Source organism: Komagataeibacter saccharivorans (genome assembly GCF_004348195.1).
GTDB classification, from domain to species: Bacteria; Pseudomonadota; Alphaproteobacteria; order Acetobacterales; family Acetobacteraceae; genus Komagataeibacter; species Komagataeibacter saccharivorans.
This window is the reverse complement of record NZ_CP036405.1, coordinates 169,312-187,892: the sequence shown is the minus strand read 5'-3', so window position 1 is coordinate 187,892 and position 18,581 is coordinate 169,312. Positions and strand designations below refer to the sequence as shown.

General features: G+C 59.1%; 14 protein-coding genes and 1 pseudogene. 9 read left to right on the top strand and 6 right to left on the bottom strand.

Translation table 11 applies throughout. The features are described from left to right. Positions 1-3: 3 nt before the first annotated feature. On the bottom strand, positions 4-372 hold the full coding sequence (locus tag KSAC_RS15065) for a hypothetical protein (protein ID WP_132306512.1): 369 nt from the start codon (positions 370-372) through the stop codon (positions 4-6). Positions 373-786: 414 nt separating this feature from the next. On the opposite strand from KSAC_RS15065, the gene KSAC_RS15060 reads away from it, so the two are divergent. Further along, complete coding sequence (locus KSAC_RS15060) at positions 787-1,830, top strand: hypothetical protein (protein ID WP_132306510.1); 1,044 nt, start codon at positions 787-789, stop codon at positions 1,828-1,830. A gap of 7 nt (positions 1,831-1,837) precedes the next feature. On the opposite strand, the gene KSAC_RS15055 is transcribed toward KSAC_RS15060, so the two are convergent. Next, complete coding sequence (locus KSAC_RS15055) at positions 1,838-2,773, bottom strand: ketopantoate reductase family protein (RefSeq protein WP_132306508.1); 936 nt, start codon at positions 2,771-2,773, stop codon at positions 1,838-1,840. 316 nt (positions 2,774-3,089) lie between these two features. Here KSAC_RS15055 and KSAC_RS15050 point away from each other — a divergent pair. Together KSAC_RS15050 and KSAC_RS17370 are read left to right on the top strand one after the other, a co-directional pair. After that, positions 3,090-3,851: pseudogene (locus KSAC_RS15050) on the top strand (IS5 family transposase). Between the two features lie 226 nt (positions 3,852-4,077). Next, complete coding sequence (locus tag KSAC_RS17370; RefSeq protein ID WP_165927360.1) at positions 4,078-4,254, top strand: hypothetical protein; 177 nt, start codon at positions 4,078-4,080, stop codon at positions 4,252-4,254. Between the two features lie 160 nt (positions 4,255-4,414). Here KSAC_RS17370 and KSAC_RS15045 read toward each other — a convergent pair whose 3' ends face one another. The 3 genes from KSAC_RS15045 to KSAC_RS15035 are packed head-to-tail and all read right to left on the bottom strand — an operon-like array spanning position 4,415 to position 10,245. Next, positions 4,415-5,905 carry an efflux transporter outer membrane subunit gene (locus KSAC_RS15045; protein WP_341812872.1) on the bottom strand — a complete coding sequence of 497 codons (1,491 nt, stop codon included), beginning with the start codon at positions 5,903-5,905 and terminating at the stop codon, positions 4,415-4,417. Beyond that, positions 5,895-7,100 carry an efflux RND transporter periplasmic adaptor subunit gene (locus tag KSAC_RS15040; RefSeq protein ID WP_243705388.1) on the bottom strand — a complete coding sequence of 402 codons (1,206 nt, stop codon included), beginning with the start codon at positions 7,098-7,100 and terminating at the stop codon, positions 5,895-5,897. Before KSAC_RS15040 ends, KSAC_RS15045 begins: the two co-directional genes overlap by 11 nt. Then, positions 7,078-10,245 (bottom strand): efflux RND transporter permease subunit, encoded by a 3,168-nt coding sequence (locus KSAC_RS15035; protein ID WP_132306506.1) that lies wholly within the window; start codon positions 10,243-10,245, stop codon positions 7,078-7,080. Before KSAC_RS15035 ends, KSAC_RS15040 begins: the two co-directional genes overlap by 23 nt. A 345-nt stretch (positions 10,246-10,590) precedes the next feature. On the opposite strand from KSAC_RS15035, the gene KSAC_RS15030 reads away from it, so the two are divergent. From KSAC_RS15030 to KSAC_RS15005, 6 genes are all read left to right on the top strand, one after another. Beyond that, entirely contained in the window at positions 10,591-11,286 is a 696-nt protein-coding gene (locus tag KSAC_RS15030) for a hypothetical protein (protein ID WP_132306504.1), read from the top strand. Positions 11,287-11,502: 216 nt separating this feature from the next. Next, on the top strand, positions 11,503-12,903 hold the full coding sequence (locus KSAC_RS15025; protein ID WP_165927359.1) for a WavE lipopolysaccharide synthesis family protein: 1,401 nt from the start codon (positions 11,503-11,505) through the stop codon (positions 12,901-12,903). Positions 12,904-13,308: 405 nt separating this feature from the next. Next, complete coding sequence (locus KSAC_RS15020) at positions 13,309-15,510, top strand: TonB-dependent siderophore receptor (RefSeq protein ID WP_132306500.1); 2,202 nt, start codon at positions 13,309-13,311, stop codon at positions 15,508-15,510. Further along, positions 15,494-15,796 carry a hypothetical protein gene (locus KSAC_RS15015; protein WP_132306498.1) on the top strand — a complete coding sequence of 101 codons (303 nt, stop codon included), beginning with the start codon at positions 15,494-15,496 and terminating at the stop codon, positions 15,794-15,796. Before KSAC_RS15020 ends, KSAC_RS15015 begins: the two co-directional genes overlap by 17 nt. Then, a complete protein-coding gene (locus KSAC_RS15010; protein ID WP_132306496.1) occupies positions 15,793-17,244 on the top strand; it encodes a PepSY-associated TM helix domain-containing protein in 1,452 nt (483 codons plus the stop codon). The genes KSAC_RS15015 and KSAC_RS15010 overlap by 4 nt, the downstream gene beginning before the upstream one ends. Next, entirely contained in the window at positions 17,241-17,528 is a 288-nt protein-coding gene (locus KSAC_RS15005) for a hypothetical protein (protein WP_243705387.1), read from the top strand. The genes KSAC_RS15010 and KSAC_RS15005 overlap by 4 nt, the downstream gene beginning before the upstream one ends. An 83-nt stretch (positions 17,529-17,611) precedes the next feature. On the opposite strand, the gene KSAC_RS15000 is transcribed toward KSAC_RS15005, so the two are convergent. After that, positions 17,612-18,346: an MgtC/SapB family protein gene (locus tag KSAC_RS15000; RefSeq protein WP_243705405.1), complete on the bottom strand. Its 735-nt coding sequence runs from the start codon at positions 18,344-18,346 to the stop codon at positions 17,612-17,614. Between the last annotated feature and the right edge of the window lie 235 nt (positions 18,347-18,581).

Sequence of the window (18,581 nt, the reverse complement as noted above, 5' to 3'; positions counted from 1 at the left end):
TGATTACATCTCCATCTGCCGGGATGCGTGGCAGCCCGTCATAGCCTGTGGGTTAAGGACAAGGATCGCCCCGGATTTTATGGCATCCCCCCGCGCCATATTCCCGCGCGGTTCAATTATGACGATGCTGGCCACAGCACCGGTACCAATCACGCGCCCGACCGAACCGGCAGCCTGCCGCGCATGCTGCCCGTCCCACCATGGCGGGAAAACCAGCGCCAGCGGTCCCTGATCGGGAGGGAACAGATGAATACCGAGAATGACCACAAGCGACCCGACCGCAAGCAGGACCGGCAGCAGCAGATCCGTAACCTTTCGCCGGGGTTGGGCATTCGGGGCGTTCCGGCTGTCAAGCATGACAGGCTGCATCATCCGGCCCTGTCATGATGCCGGGTTACGGTCGCAGTCCGTCCCGGCGCATTCATCGACCGGCCCCGCCATTCCCTGCCGGCCATACGACCATGACAGACAGCGGGGCCATCATGGACGGTCGCAACCTTGCCCTTTCCCCGCGCCGGGGCGTAAGGGGGGAGAGAGGCTGCAGGGTGAATGAACGGGTACATTGTTTACTGAGTTTACTGATTTCTAATAATGATTAACGCGTGGTTACAGCATGGACGGCCAGACAGAAAGAGCCAAGTGCGCCATCGACCGGAAGGGTATCAAAAAACCCTTTTCCCCGAACATACCAGAAGGGCGCGCCGCGCATGGAAAGACACACGCCCCCTTCCGCCATGACCGGAACGGAAGGGCCGGATCGGGCCTGCAACAGGATGGAGCGGCGTCATGACGACCATTAATACACCGGGGTCGCCGCCTGCTTTCCTGTCCCTTGGGGAAAGCGGGGTTGAAAATATCAGGGCGGCGGGGTCGCAATCATCGCTCGGTCCATCATCCGGCGTGGGTGGGGGCGATACCGTTACCCTCTCCGCCGAGGCCACGGCCATGCTTGCACAGATGACAAAAGATGTCGTTGCGCCGGAAATCGCCTATTTCGCGCAGTTCTTCCCGGTTCTGGAGGGAATGGATACGACCGCCCTCGGCGCGGGCGTGGTGGACCCGGCCGCGACATCGCTGTCTGCGGGCCTGTCCCCTGACGAAATCGCCGTGCTGGCGCGCGCCAGTATCGACGCCGCCCGGACCGCGCCTGACGGCCCCGCCGGTCTGGCTACCGTGCGCAGTCTGGACAATGTGGAATGGACCAGTCTCATGTCCATGCTGGACCGTCCCGCCCTTGCAGCGGTGCGGGCCAATGAAGGCGGCCTGTTTACCCGCGATGAACAGGACGCGGCCCGGACCATCATGGCCCGGCAGCAGGAAATGGCCATGGGTATCCTGCCCGAACATGGTGAAGCCATGGCCCGGCAGGCTGTCGATGCGCTGAACGCCTATACCAGCCCGGAACGGATGATGGCGGCGATCATGTTCCTTGACCGGGCCAGCCTGTACGAAAAAAGCACCATTGCATGGGTATTCGGCCGCGCGGCGGCGCAGGTTGTCTATGACGGGGATATGGAAGCCGCGGGCCTTCTGCCCGATAATACCATCCTGAGCGAATTCAATATCGTGGCCATGGTTGCCGCCGCCATGAACACAGCGCAGCAGCGCGGCCCCAACGCCCGCGCCAGCCTTCAGGACCGGAGCAGTCTGGACGATCTGCGCGCGCGACTGGACAGGGCACTGGCCCGCATGCGCGAAGAACTGGGCCTTCGCCCCCAATCCACACGCCGGACCTGCATGGAAGCGCAACGCATGGCCACCCAACCGGAACGGCAGACCGCGCCGCTGGCGGCCCTGCTCAACACATTTTACGCACGCGCCGGTCGGTAGGCGGCTTCTACCGGCCTTTATCCGCCCTGTGCCCCTCATAGACACGCAGATTGAGGTCAACGAGATCAAGAATGGGCGTTGCCACCGCGTGACTGCGCGCCCTTGCCACAAGATCACCGATGATCTGCCCTGCCTCGATCGCTGCGCCCTGCGACAGGTCCCGAAACATGGAGGAGGTGAGGGTCGAGCTTTCGGCAGTCAGCATGCGGATGGTACGCTCCACCACCCCATCGGCAGGCGGATGGCCCGATGCACCCGCCACCGCCACACATTCCGCAACGGTCGCACGGGCAAAATCCTGCCCGTAAGGCTGGCGCGCCACATCGCCTACCGTCCCGCGCATAAGGCAGCACAGGGTGCCAAGGGATGCGAGCAGCACCCATTTGTCCCACATATCCTGCATGATATGGGGTGACAGCACCGTATCGAAACCGGGGGCCGACAGGGCAGCGCTGATGGCGTGGACACGGGGCGTATCCACCCCGGAGCGTTCACCATAGGACAGGCGCGGCTGCGGTCCGGTCTGCACGATCCGTCCGTCCGCGTCCAGAGTACTGACAATGAAACATGTGCCCCCAAGAACGACGTCCGCCCCGAAGCACTCCGCCAGCACATCAAGGTGACGCATGCCATTGAGCAGCGGGACGATGCAGGTCTCAACCCCAACGGCAGCGCTGAAATCATCCATGGCCTGCGCCAGAGAATAGGCTTTCACGCTCAGCAGCACGATATCGTACGGATGGGTGATCTCATCCGCCGTAATCATCTGGGGACTGATGCTGGCATCCCCCGCCGCGCTGACAAGATGCAGTCCATCGGCGCGGATCTGCCGCAGCCTGCCGGGTCGGACCAGAAAGGTCACATCATGCCCTGCCGCAGCCAGCCGCGCGCCAAAATACCCCCCGACGGCCCCTGCCCCGACAACCAGAATTCGCGGCTTCATCGTGTTTTCCCTGTCCTGCCGATGGAATATGAAAAAGTCCGGGCACGATACAGCCGAAACCTGCGTGTGATAAGCGGTTAAGCCGCAATCTGCGCGCCGTTCCCCTTCCTGCGCACCGGCTGTGTCGGAGCGCGATGCATGCGGATCGAAAAAGGGTCGCGCATCAGCACAAAACGGCAGAAACCGTCATTGCCCTGCATTACCGGTCATGCTGCAATCATTATGGGACGACATGGCGGGCAACACCGTTCGATTACCAGGGCGTGTCAGACCTTGAATGACAGAACGGACTGCATGGCTGTTTATGATGAGCATGATGCAGTCTGTCTTTTCTGATACCGCATGGTCCGTCTGGGAGCCTTTGATCGAGGAAGTCCGCCCGAAGGGGAAGACCCCGCCGAAGAACGTTCGACGGACGATATCCGCGATTTTCTGGCGCCATCAGAACGGCGCGAAATGGCGCGCCATACCAGATGAGTTTGGTCCCTGGTGGATTGCCGCACAGTTGTTCATTCGCTGGTCGAAGCTCAGTGTGTGGCAGCGCCTCTTTGAAAAGGTCAAAGACCGGAATCAGGCCCTCGGCATGGTTTTTCTCGATGGCACGACGATCCGTGCCCATCACAAGGCGGCCGGGGCCGCCAAAAAGGGGGATACAGAGGATGCCTCAGGGATCATGAGGCGCCTGGCCGCTCACGTGGAGGCTTTGGCACCAGGGTCTGCGTAGCCGCGGATGGACATGGCAGGGCACTGTCTTTCACGCTTTCGCCCGGACAGGCACATGAACTGCCACCCGCGTATTCCGTACACACCGACCTATGTCGTCTGTGACCGTGGGTATGCCTCGCATAAATTCCGTGAATATCTCTGGGGCCGGGGAGTTCATCCCGTCATTCCGCCAGGGAAGAATGATCCGGAAGTCGCCTGTCCCAAATGGTCTTACAGACACCGGCATCTGGTCGAAAACCTGTGGGCAAGGCTCAAGGAGTGGCGGGCTGTCGCGACCCGATATGAGAAAACCGCCGCATCCTTCCTCTCCGTCATCCTCATCGCTGCTACAGCAGATTATATCAAGACCTAACAGATCCTAGAATCTGCGCGTGACCATGGCTACCGTGTCGAGGCGGCCACGCGTGGTGAGGCACGGTTTCTGTCTAGCGGGCGTTTGGTCCCTCCCCATCTAATTCTTGACAACACGACAGACGGGCATACGTTCAAACTCATAAAGGGACGTGCAGATGCATGGTCCTTCCGGAGCAACATGGTTCCATGGGGATCATCACCGGTTATCATTTCGGAAAAACACGATGAAACAATATAGTCAGGACGAGCTGGAAAAGTTCGATTATCCGGACACTCCGGACATGAGCAAGCCGCCGGTGGTCAAGACCTCGCCGGAAAAGATCACTCACTACAAGGCTCTGGTGGCAGCCCGTCGGGCCAAGATCCAGACAGGATCAAAAAGTCCCACCCAGACTGCCTGATCTTTCTGTCTGGATTACCGGCATGGACGAAAATGCCGTGCGCATGCTGATTGATCTATCGTGCCTGTCCGACTGCCAGTGCGACGATGCCCTTGGAAGCATGTTCAAGGGGCTGACAGAGGCGCCAGTCAAAGCGCCTACAAATGACACAGCGCAGCAGTCAGGTCTTCCGGCCCGCCTGCCATCCGCCGCCCATTGCGCGCACCAGATCAATGCCCGCAATCCGGCGGCGCGTCAGCAGGGTAATCATGTCTTCACGCGCCTGCAGTTCGGCAGTCTGCGCAATGACAACCTGAAGATAGTCCACGGCCCCTTCACGATACTGGATGCTGGCCAACTGATCGGTACGGGCGGCGGCGGTGACGGCTTCAGCCTGCCGCGTGGTGGCATCGGCCAGATGGTTGAGCAGGGCAAGCTGGTCCTCTACTTCCTGAAAGGCATGCAGGGCTGTCTGGCGGTAATTCGCGGCACCTTCAGCATAGGCGGCGTGCATGGCGGCCAGATCGGCAAAGCGGCGGCCCCCGTCAAAAATGGCGAGGGTCGCCAGCGCAGGCCCAAGCGCCCACACGCCCGAACCGGCGGACAGCAGCGTGCTGACCGTAGTTTCCGACCCACCGGACGCGCCAAGGTTGATATTAGGAAAAAACGCCGCCCGCGCCACGCCAATGCGTGCATTGGCCGCCGCCATGCGGCGTTCGGCGGCGGCCACGTCCGGGCGACGTTGCAGCAGGGCCGAAGGGGCCACGACAGGAATAACCGGCACGACATCAGACATATCATGCGGGGGGAGCGAGAACGTGGTCGGTTCCTCGCCAATCAGTACCGCAATGGCGTGTTCGACCAGCGCGCGGTCCGCAACCTGCTGTTCAAGCTGTGACTGGACAGACGCAAGCTGCGTTTTCGCCCGCCCCACGTCCAGTTCGCTCGCCGCCCCGCCCGTGAAACGGTCCGTCGTCAGGTGCAGCGCCGCTTCATAGGCGGAAGCAGTCCGCCGCAATACATCTATGCGCGCATCCAGACCGCAGATGTGGAAATAGTCATCACCCAGTTCCGCCTCCAGACTGAGGCGCATGGCGGCAACGTCATCGGCGCTGGCCTGCGCCTGCGAACGCGCGGCTGAAACAAGGTTGCGTATACGCCCCCACAGGTCAGGCTCCCACGAAACGGTGCCGCCAGTCGCGTAATTGCGATAATCGAAATAGGAACCGGTCTGCAGGAACAGCGTGCGCTCCCGCACGGCACTGGAAGACGCATCGATCTGGGGAAAAAACTCCGACCGTGCGCGACGCACCATCGCGCGGGCCTGATCGTAACGGGCAACGGCGGCGGCCAGTTGGGGGCTGCCATGTTCGATGCGTGCCTCCAGCGCGTTCAGCCGCGCATCCCCCATGACCGTCCACCACTCCGCCCGCGTGGATGGGGGCGTGGGGGAAACTGGCGTCCACGGACCACTTTCACGGAATGTGACCGGCAACACGGGCTGGGCGGGCTTATGGTAATCCGGCGCAAGGTTACACCCGGCAGGCGCAAGTGCCGCCATGCACGATATGGCCGCCCACACGATGCCGAAGGGACGACCGGAACGCCCATGATCCCGCCTGCGCCCCCGGTCCCGAACGGCCCCTGCACGCCGTTCCGTATCAGGCGCCATGCCTGTTCTCCTGCGGCCGGACTTCATCCCCGTCACGCAGGTCATCGCGCGGATTGTCAATGACCGCACTCTGCGCGGTCAGCCCCGTCACCTCAAGCTCCGTGCCGAAATCGGTTACGATGGCAATGGGCAGGATTTTTACGTGCTGGCTGGAATCCATGGTTGCCACCGTGGTGCCGTCACGCCGGAACAGCAAGCTGCTGGCGGGAATACGCACGGCACCGGATGCCCCATCTGTGGCAGGAAAGGTAAAGGCGATCTGTGCATACGCCCCCGGCCGGAGCAGGTTGCGGGCGTTGTCATAGACAAGCTGGACCAGCATGGCACCCGACTGCGGATCAACGGCATCCGCGGAACGGATAAGCCGGGCCCTGAACTCCCTGCCCGGATAATCGGGCACGGTGAAGGCGACGGACATTCCCTCCTTCATGCGCGCGATGTAGGTCTGGGGCACGCTGACATAGATGCGCAGTTGCGAGACATCGGAAACGGTGAAAAGCGGCTGGGCGGCAGATGTACCGGCCACGATCAGCGCGCCAATATCCGTGGCGCGACTGGTGACGACACCGGTAAACGGCGCAACGATGCGCTTGAAACCCGACAGGGTTTCAAGCCGCTGCACCTCGGCCGCCGCTTCGTGCCGCGTGGCCTCGCTTGCGGCAAAATTACCCCGCCTTTCGTCCGTTTCCTGCTGCGATACGGCATTCAGCGCATTGAGCCGGTTCCACCGCCGCGTGGTGATGCCCGCAAGGTCACGCTGCGCGGTCCGCGTGGCCAGCGCCGCGCGCGCGCCCGCCAGTTGCAGGTCCACATCGGGCGTGTCGATTTCCGCCAGCAACTGACCCGCCTGCACACTCTGGCCGATATCGACATACCACCGCAGCAGATAGCCATTGGTCCGCGCATAGACCGGGGCGCTGTACCACGCCTGCAACCGCCCCGGCAGGACCAGCCGGTCGGACGCTTTCCCGCCCGGATGGACGATGCTGACCGTCGGGATCGTTGCCGCGACCGTTACCGCATGAAGCTGGTGGCGCGCATGCAGCCGCATGAGCGTCCCCACCAGCAGGACCAGCGCAAACAGGACACCCGCCACAAGAACGAAGCGGTACAGGCGCGGACGATGTCCGGGTTTCTCCGCTGCCCTGTGCTGTGGGAATGATGAAGCCGCATCAGGCATGGGCGGGCGCCCCATGCGTCGTGCCCTGCGCGCGCCGGTGATAGATGATGGCAAACAGGGTCGGTACAAGAAACAGCGAGGCACAGGTGGCGAAAATCAGCCCGCCAATGACCGCGCGGCCAAGCGGCGCGTTCTGTTCGCCCCCTTCCCCCAGTCCCAGCGCCATGGGCAACATGCCGATGATCATGGCCAGCGCCGTCATCAGCACGGGCCGCAGCCGCGTCCTGCCCGCCACCAGTGCGGCGCGCAACGCATCGCCATGCTCCTCAAGCTGCTCGCGGCAGAATGTGATGACAAGGATGGAATTCGCGGTGGCCACCCCCATGCACATGATCGCCCCCGTCAGCGCCGGGACGGAAAGGGGTGTGCCGGTCGCAAACAGCATCCAGCAGATACCGGCCAGCGCCACCGGCAGCGCGAGGATGATGATGCAGGGGTCGGTCCAGCTCTGGAAATTGACGACGATGAGCAGATAGATCAGCACGATGGCCCCCAGCAGCCCCGCGCCCAGACCGGAAAAGGCGGTCGTCATGGACAGGTACTGCCCGCGCAGCGTAACACTGACCGTTGCGGGCCGCTGGTGATCCAGCCGGGCCAGAATCTTCTGCACATCGGATGCGACCGCCCCCAGATCGCGCCCGTCACTGCCCGCGAAAACATCGATCAGGGGGCGGATATTATACTGCCCGTCCACCGGTGATGTCGTGCCGCGCGTGATCGTGCCCAGCGCGCCCAGCACCTGCGGCTGCGTGGTGGCGGCAGCCCCCGTCACCGGCAGGCCGATCACGTCCGACAGCGCCGCAATGCGGTATTCTGGCATCTGTACCGCAATGGGGTAGGTGACGTTATTCTGCGGGTTCAGCCAGTACAGGGGCGCTGTCTGTGATGTGCCCGCGATGGAGGTGGCGATGCTGTTGGTCACATCGCCTTCCGTCAGGCCAAGCTGGTTGATGCGCGTGCGGTCCACATCAAAACGCAGTTCGGGATAACTGGCGGGCTGCTGTATCCGCGCATCGACCAGACCGTCGATATGGCGGACCGCGCGCAGCACCAGTTCGGCAAACTGCCGCGTTTCATCGGGATGCGGGCCGATGATCTGGATATCTATCGGGGCCGGGGCACCGAAATTGAGGATCTGGCTGGTAATATCCGATGGCAGGAACGCGAACTGCGCCTGCGGGAACAGTCGGGGCAGCTCCGTGCGCAGGCGGCGCACATAGCGTGCGGTAGGGTGGTGATTTTCCTTCAGCGCAATCAGGATGTCCCCATCTTCCGGCCCGATCGTGCCCGATGCGTTATAGGACACATTGATCGCGCTGTTGGGCAGGCCGATCGTATCGGCGATGGATTCCACTTCATCGGACGGGATGCGGGCGCGTATGTGTTTTTCGATATCGAGGAAAAGCGCGCTGGTTTCCTCGATCCGCATGCCGACCGGGCCGCGCACATGCAGCGTCATGGCTCCCGCATCCACCTGCGGAAAGAAATTGCGACCAAGGAACGGCAGCAGCAGCAGGCTGAGGAAACCAAACCCCAGAAAGCCGATCGCAAAACGCCCGCGCCGGTCCAGTACCGCTTCCAGCACGTTGCCGTAGCGATCGCGCAGGGCTTCAAAACGATGTTCGAAACCCTGCTGGAAGCGGGTGAAGACATTGCCCTTCCCCCCCTCGCCCCCGTCATGCCGGCGCAGCAGGAACATGGCCATGGTGGGCACGAGCGTACGCGAAAGGATGAAGGACATGATCATGGCGAAAATCACCGCCAGCGCCATCGGCACGAACAGGAAACCCGACACGCCCGGCAGGTAGAACATCGGCACGAAAACGATGCAGATGCACAGCAGCGACAGGAAAGCCGGGACGATGATTTCGCCCGATCCGTCAATGATCGCGGCATGCACGTCCTTGTCCATTTCCAGATGACGTTCGATATTCTCGATCGTGACCGTTGCTTCATCCACCAGAATGCCAACGGCCAGCGCCAGACCGCCCAGCGTCATGACGTTCAGCGTCTCCCCCAGCGCCGAAAGGACTGCGATCGCGCCGAGGATCGATAGCGGGATGGAAGTCGCGACAATCAGCGTGGACCGCCACGACCCCAGAAAAAGCAGGATCATGAGACTGGTCAGGCCCGCCGCAATCGCGCCCTCACGCAATACGCCGCTTACGGCGGCGCGGACGAAAAGCGACTGGTCATTGACCGGCGTGACCTGAAGCTGTTTGGGCAGTCCGCGCGTGGCGTCGGGTATGGTGGCGCGTATCCCTTCCACGATCGCGATGGTGGAGGTGGCACCCGATTTCAGCACCGTCAGCATGGCCGAACGCTGGCCGTCGACATGCACGACGTTCTGCTGCGGCAGGGAGCCATCGCGCACATGGGCCACGTCGCGCACGCGCACCACCGCCCCGTTCACTGTTTTGACGGGCAGCATGTTAAGCTGTTCGACCGATAGCGGCGCATTATTCAGGCGGAAATTATACTGGTATTCCCCGATCTTAACGAAACCGGCCGGAGTGATCTGTGTCTGGCTGGCCAGCGCACCGGCCACGTCCAGTCCTGAAACGCCCCGGGCCTGAAGCTGCGCGGGATTGAGGTCCATCTGGATCTGGCGCACCCGTCCCCCGTTGGGAAAAGGAATGGCCGCCCCCGGCACCATGACAAGCCGGGTGCGGATGAAATTGAAGCCGAAATCATAAAGCTGCTGTTCCGTCAGCCCGTTTCCCGACAGGCCAAGCTGGAGGATCGGTACGGTGGAGGCATTGTAATTCAGGATCAGCGGTGGCGTCGTGCCGATGGGAAGCTGGCGCAGCAGCGTCTGCGCGATGGCCGTGACCTGCGCATTGGCAAGGCGGACATCAGCACCCGGCTGGAAAAATATCTTGGTCACACCAATGCCGGTCAGGGCCTGCCCTTCGATATGTTCGATATCGTTGACGGTGGTGGTCAGGGCGCGCTGGAACGGTAACTGGATGCGGCCCGACATATCCTGTGGCGAAAGGTTGGTATAGGTCCATGCAACCGCCACCACCGGGATGGCAATGTTGGGGAAGATGTCCTTGGGCGCGCGGATGGCGGACAGCACGCCCGCGATCACGATCAGGATCGCCATGACGACAAAGGTATAGGGACGCGCCAGCGCCAGACGGACAATGGCGTTCATGGCGGCAGGGGGACCGCTGACCCGCAGGGACCGGCCAATGCCATGAAGGCCACCATGCCCGGCCCGTGGGCGCGGGGCTGTCCGCTACTCCTGTCCTCATGCATGAAGCGGCGTCTTTCCATGATCCAGCCACGGGAGCCTTCGCATCCGGGCCACGCGACACACCCCCACACGGCTACTGAACGCCGGATGTGCCATGCGGTTTTTTCACCACCGGGTCATCATGATTATTTTCGGGCCGGTGCCGCGGCATGCGCGGTGTCTGGCGCGCTGGTGGACAGTCGGGTTCCATCGGTTCATAGTAACCGGCCTGTTCGACACGCAGCCCGACGCAAGGAGCCTGCCTTGCACAATCTCGATTTCAGTTCCTGGCACAATCTTCTGGTCACCATGATCGGGCTGTCCCTGATTACGCTGATCGGGGTTGGCATCCGCCTGTTGATGATGGTCGTCATCCAGCAGCGGCGGGAGCGCATGAACCGCCAGATCAACGAACGGCTGCGCACCCTCATTGCCGCCTACCGCACGCTGGGCGGTTCGTTTACGGGAAATCTGGCCGTGGACCCGCGTCATCGCCGGGAACTGCGCAGTGTGCCGGATGGCGATACCCCCGATAGCCTTCCTGATAATGCGGATACCGGGGGCATGGCGGGATCGGACCGGGCACGACGCATCCGCGATGCGGTGGAGGCCGCCCTGTCGGACATCATGCTACTGGGCACCGAGGAGCATGTCCGTCTGGCGGAACGGGCTGCGCGGGAACTGGTGGCAGGGCAGCTTGTGCATACGCACGATCTGGTTGTCTCCCTACGCAGTTTCATCCGCAGGGCGCTGGATCTCGACCCCATTCCATCCGATCTTGCCATCCCGATGCAGGGACCGACCCGCACGCAGGGCACCGGCGGACGGAACAAGGAAGACGGAAAAAAGGAAGGAACCGGCAACACCGGTGGCGGTGGCGGCGGCATGCAGTCAGGCGGCGACATGGCTGCAATGGGCGACACCGGCATGAATGCCGATGAAAGCCCTTCCGCGCACTGAAGGCGCAAGGCAAACAGTGGGACGCACGGATATCCTGTTCCGAATGGCCCAGGACTAGCCGACATCTGGTTCAGAATCTGTGGGCTTACTTCATGGGAATGGCGGCCTATGGCAGCTTACCACAAGACCCAATGGGTCTTGGCGCTAAATAATTTTTACATTACACTTATACCTATACGTAATGAAAATTATAGGCGAGGATCATTCAGGACAATCATGATACAAATAGAAAATAAATCAATAAGCATTGTTATACATGGAGGATGCTTTGAAAAAGACGCATCCGACATTGCCAATATACTTTCCAGCTATAGAAATATTTTTAGTGAATCAGAGATCATTTTTTCCATATCAAGCTCGGATTTTATAGATTTTGAACTTTCCAATGAGAAGTCTCTATTCTCATATAAAAAGAATATGGTTGGCTTCTGCCGCCTTGTTAATAAATGTGCGGATAAAATAGCCTACTCCTATATGGCGCAACCCTTCCCGCCCATTATCCACGATGCGCCAAACTGTCATGCCAACCATATGATTGAATCCGCCCGTAACGGACTGGCATTGGCATCCAGAGAATTTGTCCTGAGAACAAGAAACGACTTATTATTCAAGGATAGATCTTTTATAAATGAATATATCAGACTATATAGTGAATATTATACAAGGGGAGAGTATACGGCTGTTTCTTTCCCGGTCATGATCCCTTCCCTTTATACACTTAATCCCTTTTCCAAGGCCAGAATTCCATTTCATTACAGTGACTGGTTTAACTTCGGCAAACTGTCTGATATACGCTCCATATGGGACGTACCTCTGGTTACCCTGGATTTCATGACACATTATGGCACCCATTATTGTGCACCAGGAAGCAAAGCGGAAGAGCGAAATTTCAATGCACATATTGCTGTCGAGCAATATATATACTTTAGTTTTTTCTCTAAAAAGTTTAAAAATTTAAGGCTCAACCATCACAATGATGATCATTCCATTGTGGAGTCCATACAGATTCTTTTAGATAATTTTATTGTCTCTGACATATATTATCTAAATGTATATTATCCAAAATATCTTAACGGATTCAATTCATATGCTGATAATAACACAAAAATCATGCAACGTATGTGGGAATACCTATCTGCCCACAGAAACATAAATCCGGCTGAATTCCTTTATGTTCCGCGCAATAAACTACATGAGTATGCTCCTGTTACATTCCCTTTGAAAATTGGTGCGGAGCAGCTTTATACAAAAACGGGTTTCCATTGCGGAAAAAGCATCGTTGTTCCTTATGATGCGCCGCCGGGTGTAGCATGTTTCGGGCCATACATTACCTTGAGGCAAGGCTCTTATACCGCATGCGTCTCTTTATCAGCTTTATATCCCGAAGAAAATCAATGTAAAATAAGAATATCTGCAGTAGGGGAGGGTGGAAGGTTAATCCTTGGGTTTAGGGATTATGTATTTAACAAAATAAACACATACCAGAGAGATTCGGTTTATATGAATATAGACTTTGAGGTAACAAATAAGTCCATCCCCAAATTTGAAATTGTCATAGAAACGTTCTCACATATAGATATTGCTATCGACCACATATTACTATCAATATGCACATAAATAATTGTTAATACTAATTAAATATAAATTATTATTATTGTATATTAAAAAAGCGGTGTTCTGACATGGGCCGCCGACGGCAACGTCGAGATCGCTGATATTCCCTGCTATCAGGTGACTGGGGAACGGGACGAACTGCGACGTTACACACAACATGTAGCTTCGGGTTCAGTCTATTCCATGCACACCCGATACGCCGGAAAAAGGAGGAATAAAACGATCGCCGTCGGTCGTTTGCGCGGCACATACATGCGGTATACGCCCGCCCGGATCAAGGCAACGTCCAGCCTGAGCACCAGCACCGGTTTCCTTGCAGACACGTTTTGATATATGTTGCAAGTGATTCGCATTTACGATAGGCAGCCCTTTCCACACGGCAGACAACGCCACTAACTGAGGTCGGGCATGTATCGCAGCAAGGTTTTTTATGTGTTTCCCCTTTCGCTTATGGTGACAGGCAATGCCCTTGCGGCTGATCCGGCCCGCAAGGCTGACCAGAACACAGCCACGCATGCAACAGGCACGAAACAGGCAACCGCCCCGTCGGGAGAGAAGGCCGGGCGGGTTGAAAAGCTGGAAGTGCATGCACGCAGGCCCGCAACGGTGGCGTCATCAGCCACGAAATCCGATACGCCACTGATCGAGACCGCCCAGTCGGTTACCGTTGTCAGCCGGAACGAAATGGACGTGCGCGGCGTGCTCAGCCTCAATCAGGCCGTGCGCTACACGGCGGGCATCACACCGGACCTGCGTGGCGGCGGGGAAGGCACGCGCTATGACCAGTTCGCCCTGCGCGGCTTTACGGTTCCGACCTTCCTTGATGGCCTGAAGCTGCAGGATAGCCCCACGGGCTATGCCACGGCGCAGACCGATACGTCGCGGCTGGAACGGGTCGAAATCCTGAAAGGACCGGCATCCGCGCTGTATGGCCAGTCCAGCCCCGGTGGCCTTGTCGCCCTGTCCAGCAAGCTGCCGACCGACCAGAAATTCTATGGTGGCGTCACGACGACCGGCGGCATGTTCGACCTGTATCGCGTGGATGCCGATGTTGGCGGTTATGCGACGAAGGATGGTCTTGTCCGCTACCGCCTGTATGGCACGGTCAACGGCCAGCACAGCCAGTTGAGCAAGACGGGAAGCCGCCGCTTTTCCATAAGCCCCTCCTTCACGTTTGGCGGTGATGGGCCAACGACGCTGACACTGCTGGGCAATTACCAGTACGACCCCGAAAATGGCACCTATGGCGGCGCGCCGCTGGAGGGTTCGCTCAAACGCGCATCATACGGATACCTGCCACGGGATTTCTATGACGGTGACGTTCCGTTCGAGAAATTCAACCGCCGTCAGGGTGGCATCACCTATATCTTCAACCACCGTTTCAACAATGACTGGAGCTTCACCAGCCGCGGTCGGTATGACGACATCAAGACCATATATCGCAGCGTGTATAATAATGGTTATTACACAAGCAATGACATGCTCGCCCGCTCCGCCTTCGGAACGAACGAACATACCCACAACCTGGCATTTGACAGCCAGTTCAAGGGGCATGTCCGCACCGGCCCGCTGCGGCATACAATGATGTTCGGCTTCGATTACATGCAGCAGAGCGCATCCGAACAGGGATTTTACGGCACTGCGCCCGACCTGAACGTGCTGCACCCGGACTATCACATGGTGATCCCCACCATGAGCCCGTATGTGAATTACCAGACCAATTCCCATCAGGTCGGCATGTATGCGCAGGATGAAATGCGCTGGCGCGGACTGGTCGTGACCGGCAGCCTACGTAATGACTGGTACCGTTCACAGCAGAACGAATACATCTACCATACATCCACACATGAAAATCCCCGCCAGATCACATGGCGCGCATCGGCGCTGTATCATTTCAACTTCGGTCTTTCGCCCTATATCAGCTACTCGACATCCTTTCAGCCGCAGGCGGGCACCGTATCCAACGATGGCGGCAGAACCTTCAGTCAGGCCAATCCATCCCTTGGCAAGCAGCTTGAGGGTGGCCTGAAATACCAGCTTCCGGGCACGTCACTCCTGTTCACGGCGGCGGGCTTCCATATCGAACAGACCAACGTGCTGGTTGCGGTGGGCAATCTGGGCTACAGCAACGAAAGCGGAAAAGTACATTCGGACGGCTTCGAATTCGAAGCACATGCCGAACCGTACAAGAACCTTATGATTACGGCGGCGGTCAGCGTGCAGAAGGTCCATGATGATTCAACCGGCAAGCCGCTGATCCAGGCCGGGACGGGCAATGCCTCCCTGTTCGCGTTCTACACCATGCCTTCGGGCCCGGTAAAAGGGCTCGGTTTCGGTGGCGGCATGCGCTATTCCAACAAATCCTATGGCGGCGAAGCCAGCTATGGCAGCGTCTGGGTGCCGCAATACGCGGTGTTCGATGCGTCCGCCCGTTATGACCTGTCGAACCTTTCCCCGTCGCTGCATGGGTGGACCGTCGCGGCCAGTGTGCGTAACCTGTTTGACAAGGATTACATCGCAAACTGCCTGAGCTACGCATCCTATGGACAGGAATGGTGCTATTATGGTGAGCGCCGGAATGCGCAGGCGAGCATTGGCTTCACCTGGTAAATCAGTTCCACCCCGGCGGCCCCGCCTGAATATCGCCCTGCGCACCCTTGTCGGCCTTGCGGGCGGGTACGGTGTTGCGTCACTGGGCGGGGTGGCGCTTGCCCTGTGGCTGCCCCTGTCGCGTGCTGACGGGGCGATGGCGGGCATCCTGTTCGGGCTGCTGCTATGGCCCACCGTGTTCATGGCGGCGTTTGGCGTGTCCGGTATCTGGCGGCTGGTGATGGTGGTTGCGGGCTGCATGGTGTCCTTCACCATCATAGCCTTTGCCGCGGGCCGGGGGTTATGAAGGGATCGTTCCGGGTCACGATGGCATGGCTGCATTCCATGCTGGGCCTTGTTACCGGCTGGGTGCTGTTCGCCATTGCGCTGTCCGGCTCCCTGAGTGTTTTCCGTCAGGCCATCACCCTGTGGATGCATCCCGAACGCGATCCCCCCCGCGTTGACCCGCTTGAGGCCACCAGCCGTGCAGTCGACTGGCTGGCCCATAATGCACCGTCAGCGCCAGCGTGGTACGTAACCAGCCCGACAGCGGAAGCACCCTTTCCGACCGCCATATGGCCCGATGCGCAAGGCACGTATATCCAGCGTATTCTGGACCCGCAGACCGGCAGCCCTGACGGCCTGCGCGACACGTTGGGGGGCGAGTTCTTTTACCGTTTCCATTTCGAGCTACAGCTTCCCTATCCATGGGGCAGGCTGATCGCGGCCATGGCGGCACTTGCGCTTGTTGTGGGCCTTGTGACAGGCATCATCATCCATCGGCGCATATTTGCCGATTTTTTCACGTTCAGGCCGAAGCGGGGCCTCAGAAGCTGGCTTGATGCCCATAACCTTCTGGGGGTTGCAGCCCTTCCCTTCCACCTCATGATTTCGTTTACGGGCGCGGTCACGCTCGGGTCGCTGCTGCTGCCGTGGAGTACGCAGGCGGTCTATCACCATGACATGATGGCATCCTATACGGACCTGAACCCGGCCCTGTATTCCCGCCCCGCCGGTGGCCAGCCGGGACATCTTGTGCCCATCCGTCCCCTGCTTGATGAAGCGGACAGGCATTTCGGCGGGGCGGGCATCGAGCAGGTATATATTTTCAATCCGTCCGATCACGCCGCCCTTGTCACGGTCATTGCCGGTAACGACCATACGGTCAGCACGACCACCGGGGTCATGACATTCGATGGGACCACGGGCCAACTGATAAACGCGCACACCGAAACGCGCCCTGTCATCCGGCTCTACACGTTCCTTTACGGACTGCATGTTGCACGTTTTGCGCCAGCGGTTACGCGGTGGCTCTATTTTCTGTCCGGTCTTGCGCTTGCGGCCGTTATCGGCAGCGGGATGCACCTGTGGACCCTCAAGCGCCTGCGTCAGCAGCCCCACATGGGGCAGCGTATTGTCTGCCGCATGAATACCGGAATACTGGCCGGAACACCGCTGGCCTTCGCCACCTATTTCCTTGCCAACCGTCTGCTTCCCCTTACGCTGGCCAACAGGGCCGTGCATGAAGTACAGACCGTTTTTGCGGTATGGGCGCTGGGCATTACATTCGCCCTTTTCCGGCGGCCCGATCGCGCGTGGCCCGAGCTTCTGGGCGGCAATGCGCTGGCCTGTCTGGCCATAGCCCTGTCTGGCCTGCCGTGGACGAACGTGGTGATGCGCGGCACGGCCATTGTTGCCCTCATGCTGGGCGGGGCATTTGGCTACGCGGCGTTCCGGACCGCGCGGCGGGCATGATGGCTGCGGCAATCCTTTGCGGGCAATGCGGCATGCTGCTGCTGGCTGCCGGATCGATACGGGGCAGCGACATTATATTACGCAGGAGCCTGTCCCACCTGCTGCGCCGGAGCATTCAGACAGCAGGCATGCTGCTGCTGGTCCTGAGCCTTGTCCTTCAGCTACGCGCGGCACAGGCCCCGGTCATTGCCCTGATCACGTGGCCCGGATGGATCAGTATTGAAATCGTTCTGGCCATCCTTGCCTGCACCGTGCTGAATGATCTGAGGGGGCCGCGTCGGTAACGATCCTTGCGCAGAGGCAGGGACTGACTGACATGCGTGTAGAGGCGTTCTTTTTTCTGATCAGCTCAATACAGCAATATCTGTTAGTCCAGCGCAGTATCGTCCATTGTCCCCACCTTCTGCACGCCTTCAATAGTCGTCAGCGCGGCGATAAGATGTGATACCGGGCGCTTTCCCTTCACCTGCATGGACAGGGTGACAAGCCGGTCGTCAAAATCATCTTCCTGGCCCCGTGCGATTTCGGAATGTTCCTCGTAATGGCCGTTCTGGTTGATCTGCACGTGATCGATGATGAAACGCAGCCGTGTGCAGGTTACAAGAATAAGCCTGAGCACGCCCCTGCCATCCCGGTAGGAAATTTCCATCCGGGTTGCACTGCGACCGGCCTGCGGCAGGTTCCGCGTAAGCAGCGGAAAGACGAACATGATGATGAAATAGGCCACCGTTGTCGCAATGGCGAGCTGGACCAGCCCCGCGCCCGCCGCCATGCCGAGGGCCGCCGTCAACCATACCGAGGCCGCAGTTGTCAGCCCGCGCACCACATTCCGGCGCATGAAAATGACACCGGCGCCGATAAACCCAATTCCCGAAACAACCTGCGCCGCTACACGCGATGGGTCCAGAATGACCTTCTCGCTCGCAATCACATCATCGAAGCCATGTTTTGATATGAGCATGAACAGGGCAGCCGATAACCCGACCAGCGAGTATGTCCGCAACCCCGCGCTTTTCTGGCGATATTCCCGCTCGAGTCCGATCAGGCCAGACAGTATGAACGCGATAAACAGATCCATAAGCTGCGGCACATTTTCCCACATCACAGAGATCAGGTCCCCCGGACTTCCCATAAAGGGTCTGTAACGCCCAGCAGGCTGCGCCGTTCATGATTCTTTCTGAAAAATCCTGTATCTGCCTGCGTTTCCTGCTGTCAGAGTGTCAGTTGTTTTGTGCCGGACTGTTCCTGTCCGAAAAACCAGTACATATAGGGGGTTGTTTGAAACACAATACTTGATAGGGGACAGGAAAATATTTTGGTGCGCTTTTTTCACAAAA

What these genes read in the sequence shown, in the direction of transcription:
- KSAC_RS15065 (WP_132306512.1), bottom strand. Translation starts at nt 372, where the DNA reads ATGATGCAGCCTGTCATGCTTGACAGCCGGAACGCCCCGAATGCCCAA.
- KSAC_RS15060 (WP_132306510.1), top strand. Translation starts at nt 787, where the DNA reads ATGACGACCATTAATACACCGGGGTCGCCGCCTGCTTTCCTGTCCCTT.
- KSAC_RS15035 (WP_132306506.1), bottom strand. Translation starts at nt 10,245, where the DNA reads ATGAACGCCATTGTCCGTCTGGCGCTGGCGCGTCCCTATACCTTTGTC.
- KSAC_RS15025 (WP_165927359.1), top strand. Translation starts at nt 11,503, where the DNA reads ATGATACAAATAGAAAATAAATCAATAAGCATTGTTATACATGGAGGA.
- KSAC_RS15005 (WP_243705387.1), top strand. Translation starts at nt 17,241, where the DNA reads ATGATGGCTGCGGCAATCCTTTGCGGGCAATGCGGCATGCTGCTGCTG.
- KSAC_RS17370 (WP_165927360.1), top strand. Translation starts at nt 4,078, where the DNA reads ATGAAACAATATAGTCAGGACGAGCTGGAAAAGTTCGATTATCCGGAC.
- KSAC_RS15045 (WP_341812872.1), bottom strand. Translation starts at nt 5,905, where the DNA reads ATGGCGCCTGATACGGAACGGCGTGCAGGGGCCGTTCGGGACCGGGGG.
- KSAC_RS15055 (WP_132306508.1), bottom strand. Translation starts at nt 2,773, where the DNA reads ATGAAGCCGCGAATTCTGGTTGTCGGGGCAGGGGCCGTCGGGGGGTAT.
- KSAC_RS15040 (WP_243705388.1), bottom strand. Translation starts at nt 7,100, where the DNA reads ATGGGGCGCCCGCCCATGCCTGATGCGGCTTCATCATTCCCACAGCAC.
- KSAC_RS15020 (WP_132306500.1), top strand. Translation starts at nt 13,309, where the DNA reads ATGTATCGCAGCAAGGTTTTTTATGTGTTTCCCCTTTCGCTTATGGTG.
- KSAC_RS15010 (WP_132306496.1), top strand. Translation starts at nt 15,793, where the DNA reads ATGAAGGGATCGTTCCGGGTCACGATGGCATGGCTGCATTCCATGCTG.
- KSAC_RS15000 (WP_243705405.1), bottom strand. Translation starts at nt 18,346, where the DNA reads ATGTGGGAAAATGTGCCGCAGCTTATGGATCTGTTTATCGCGTTCATA.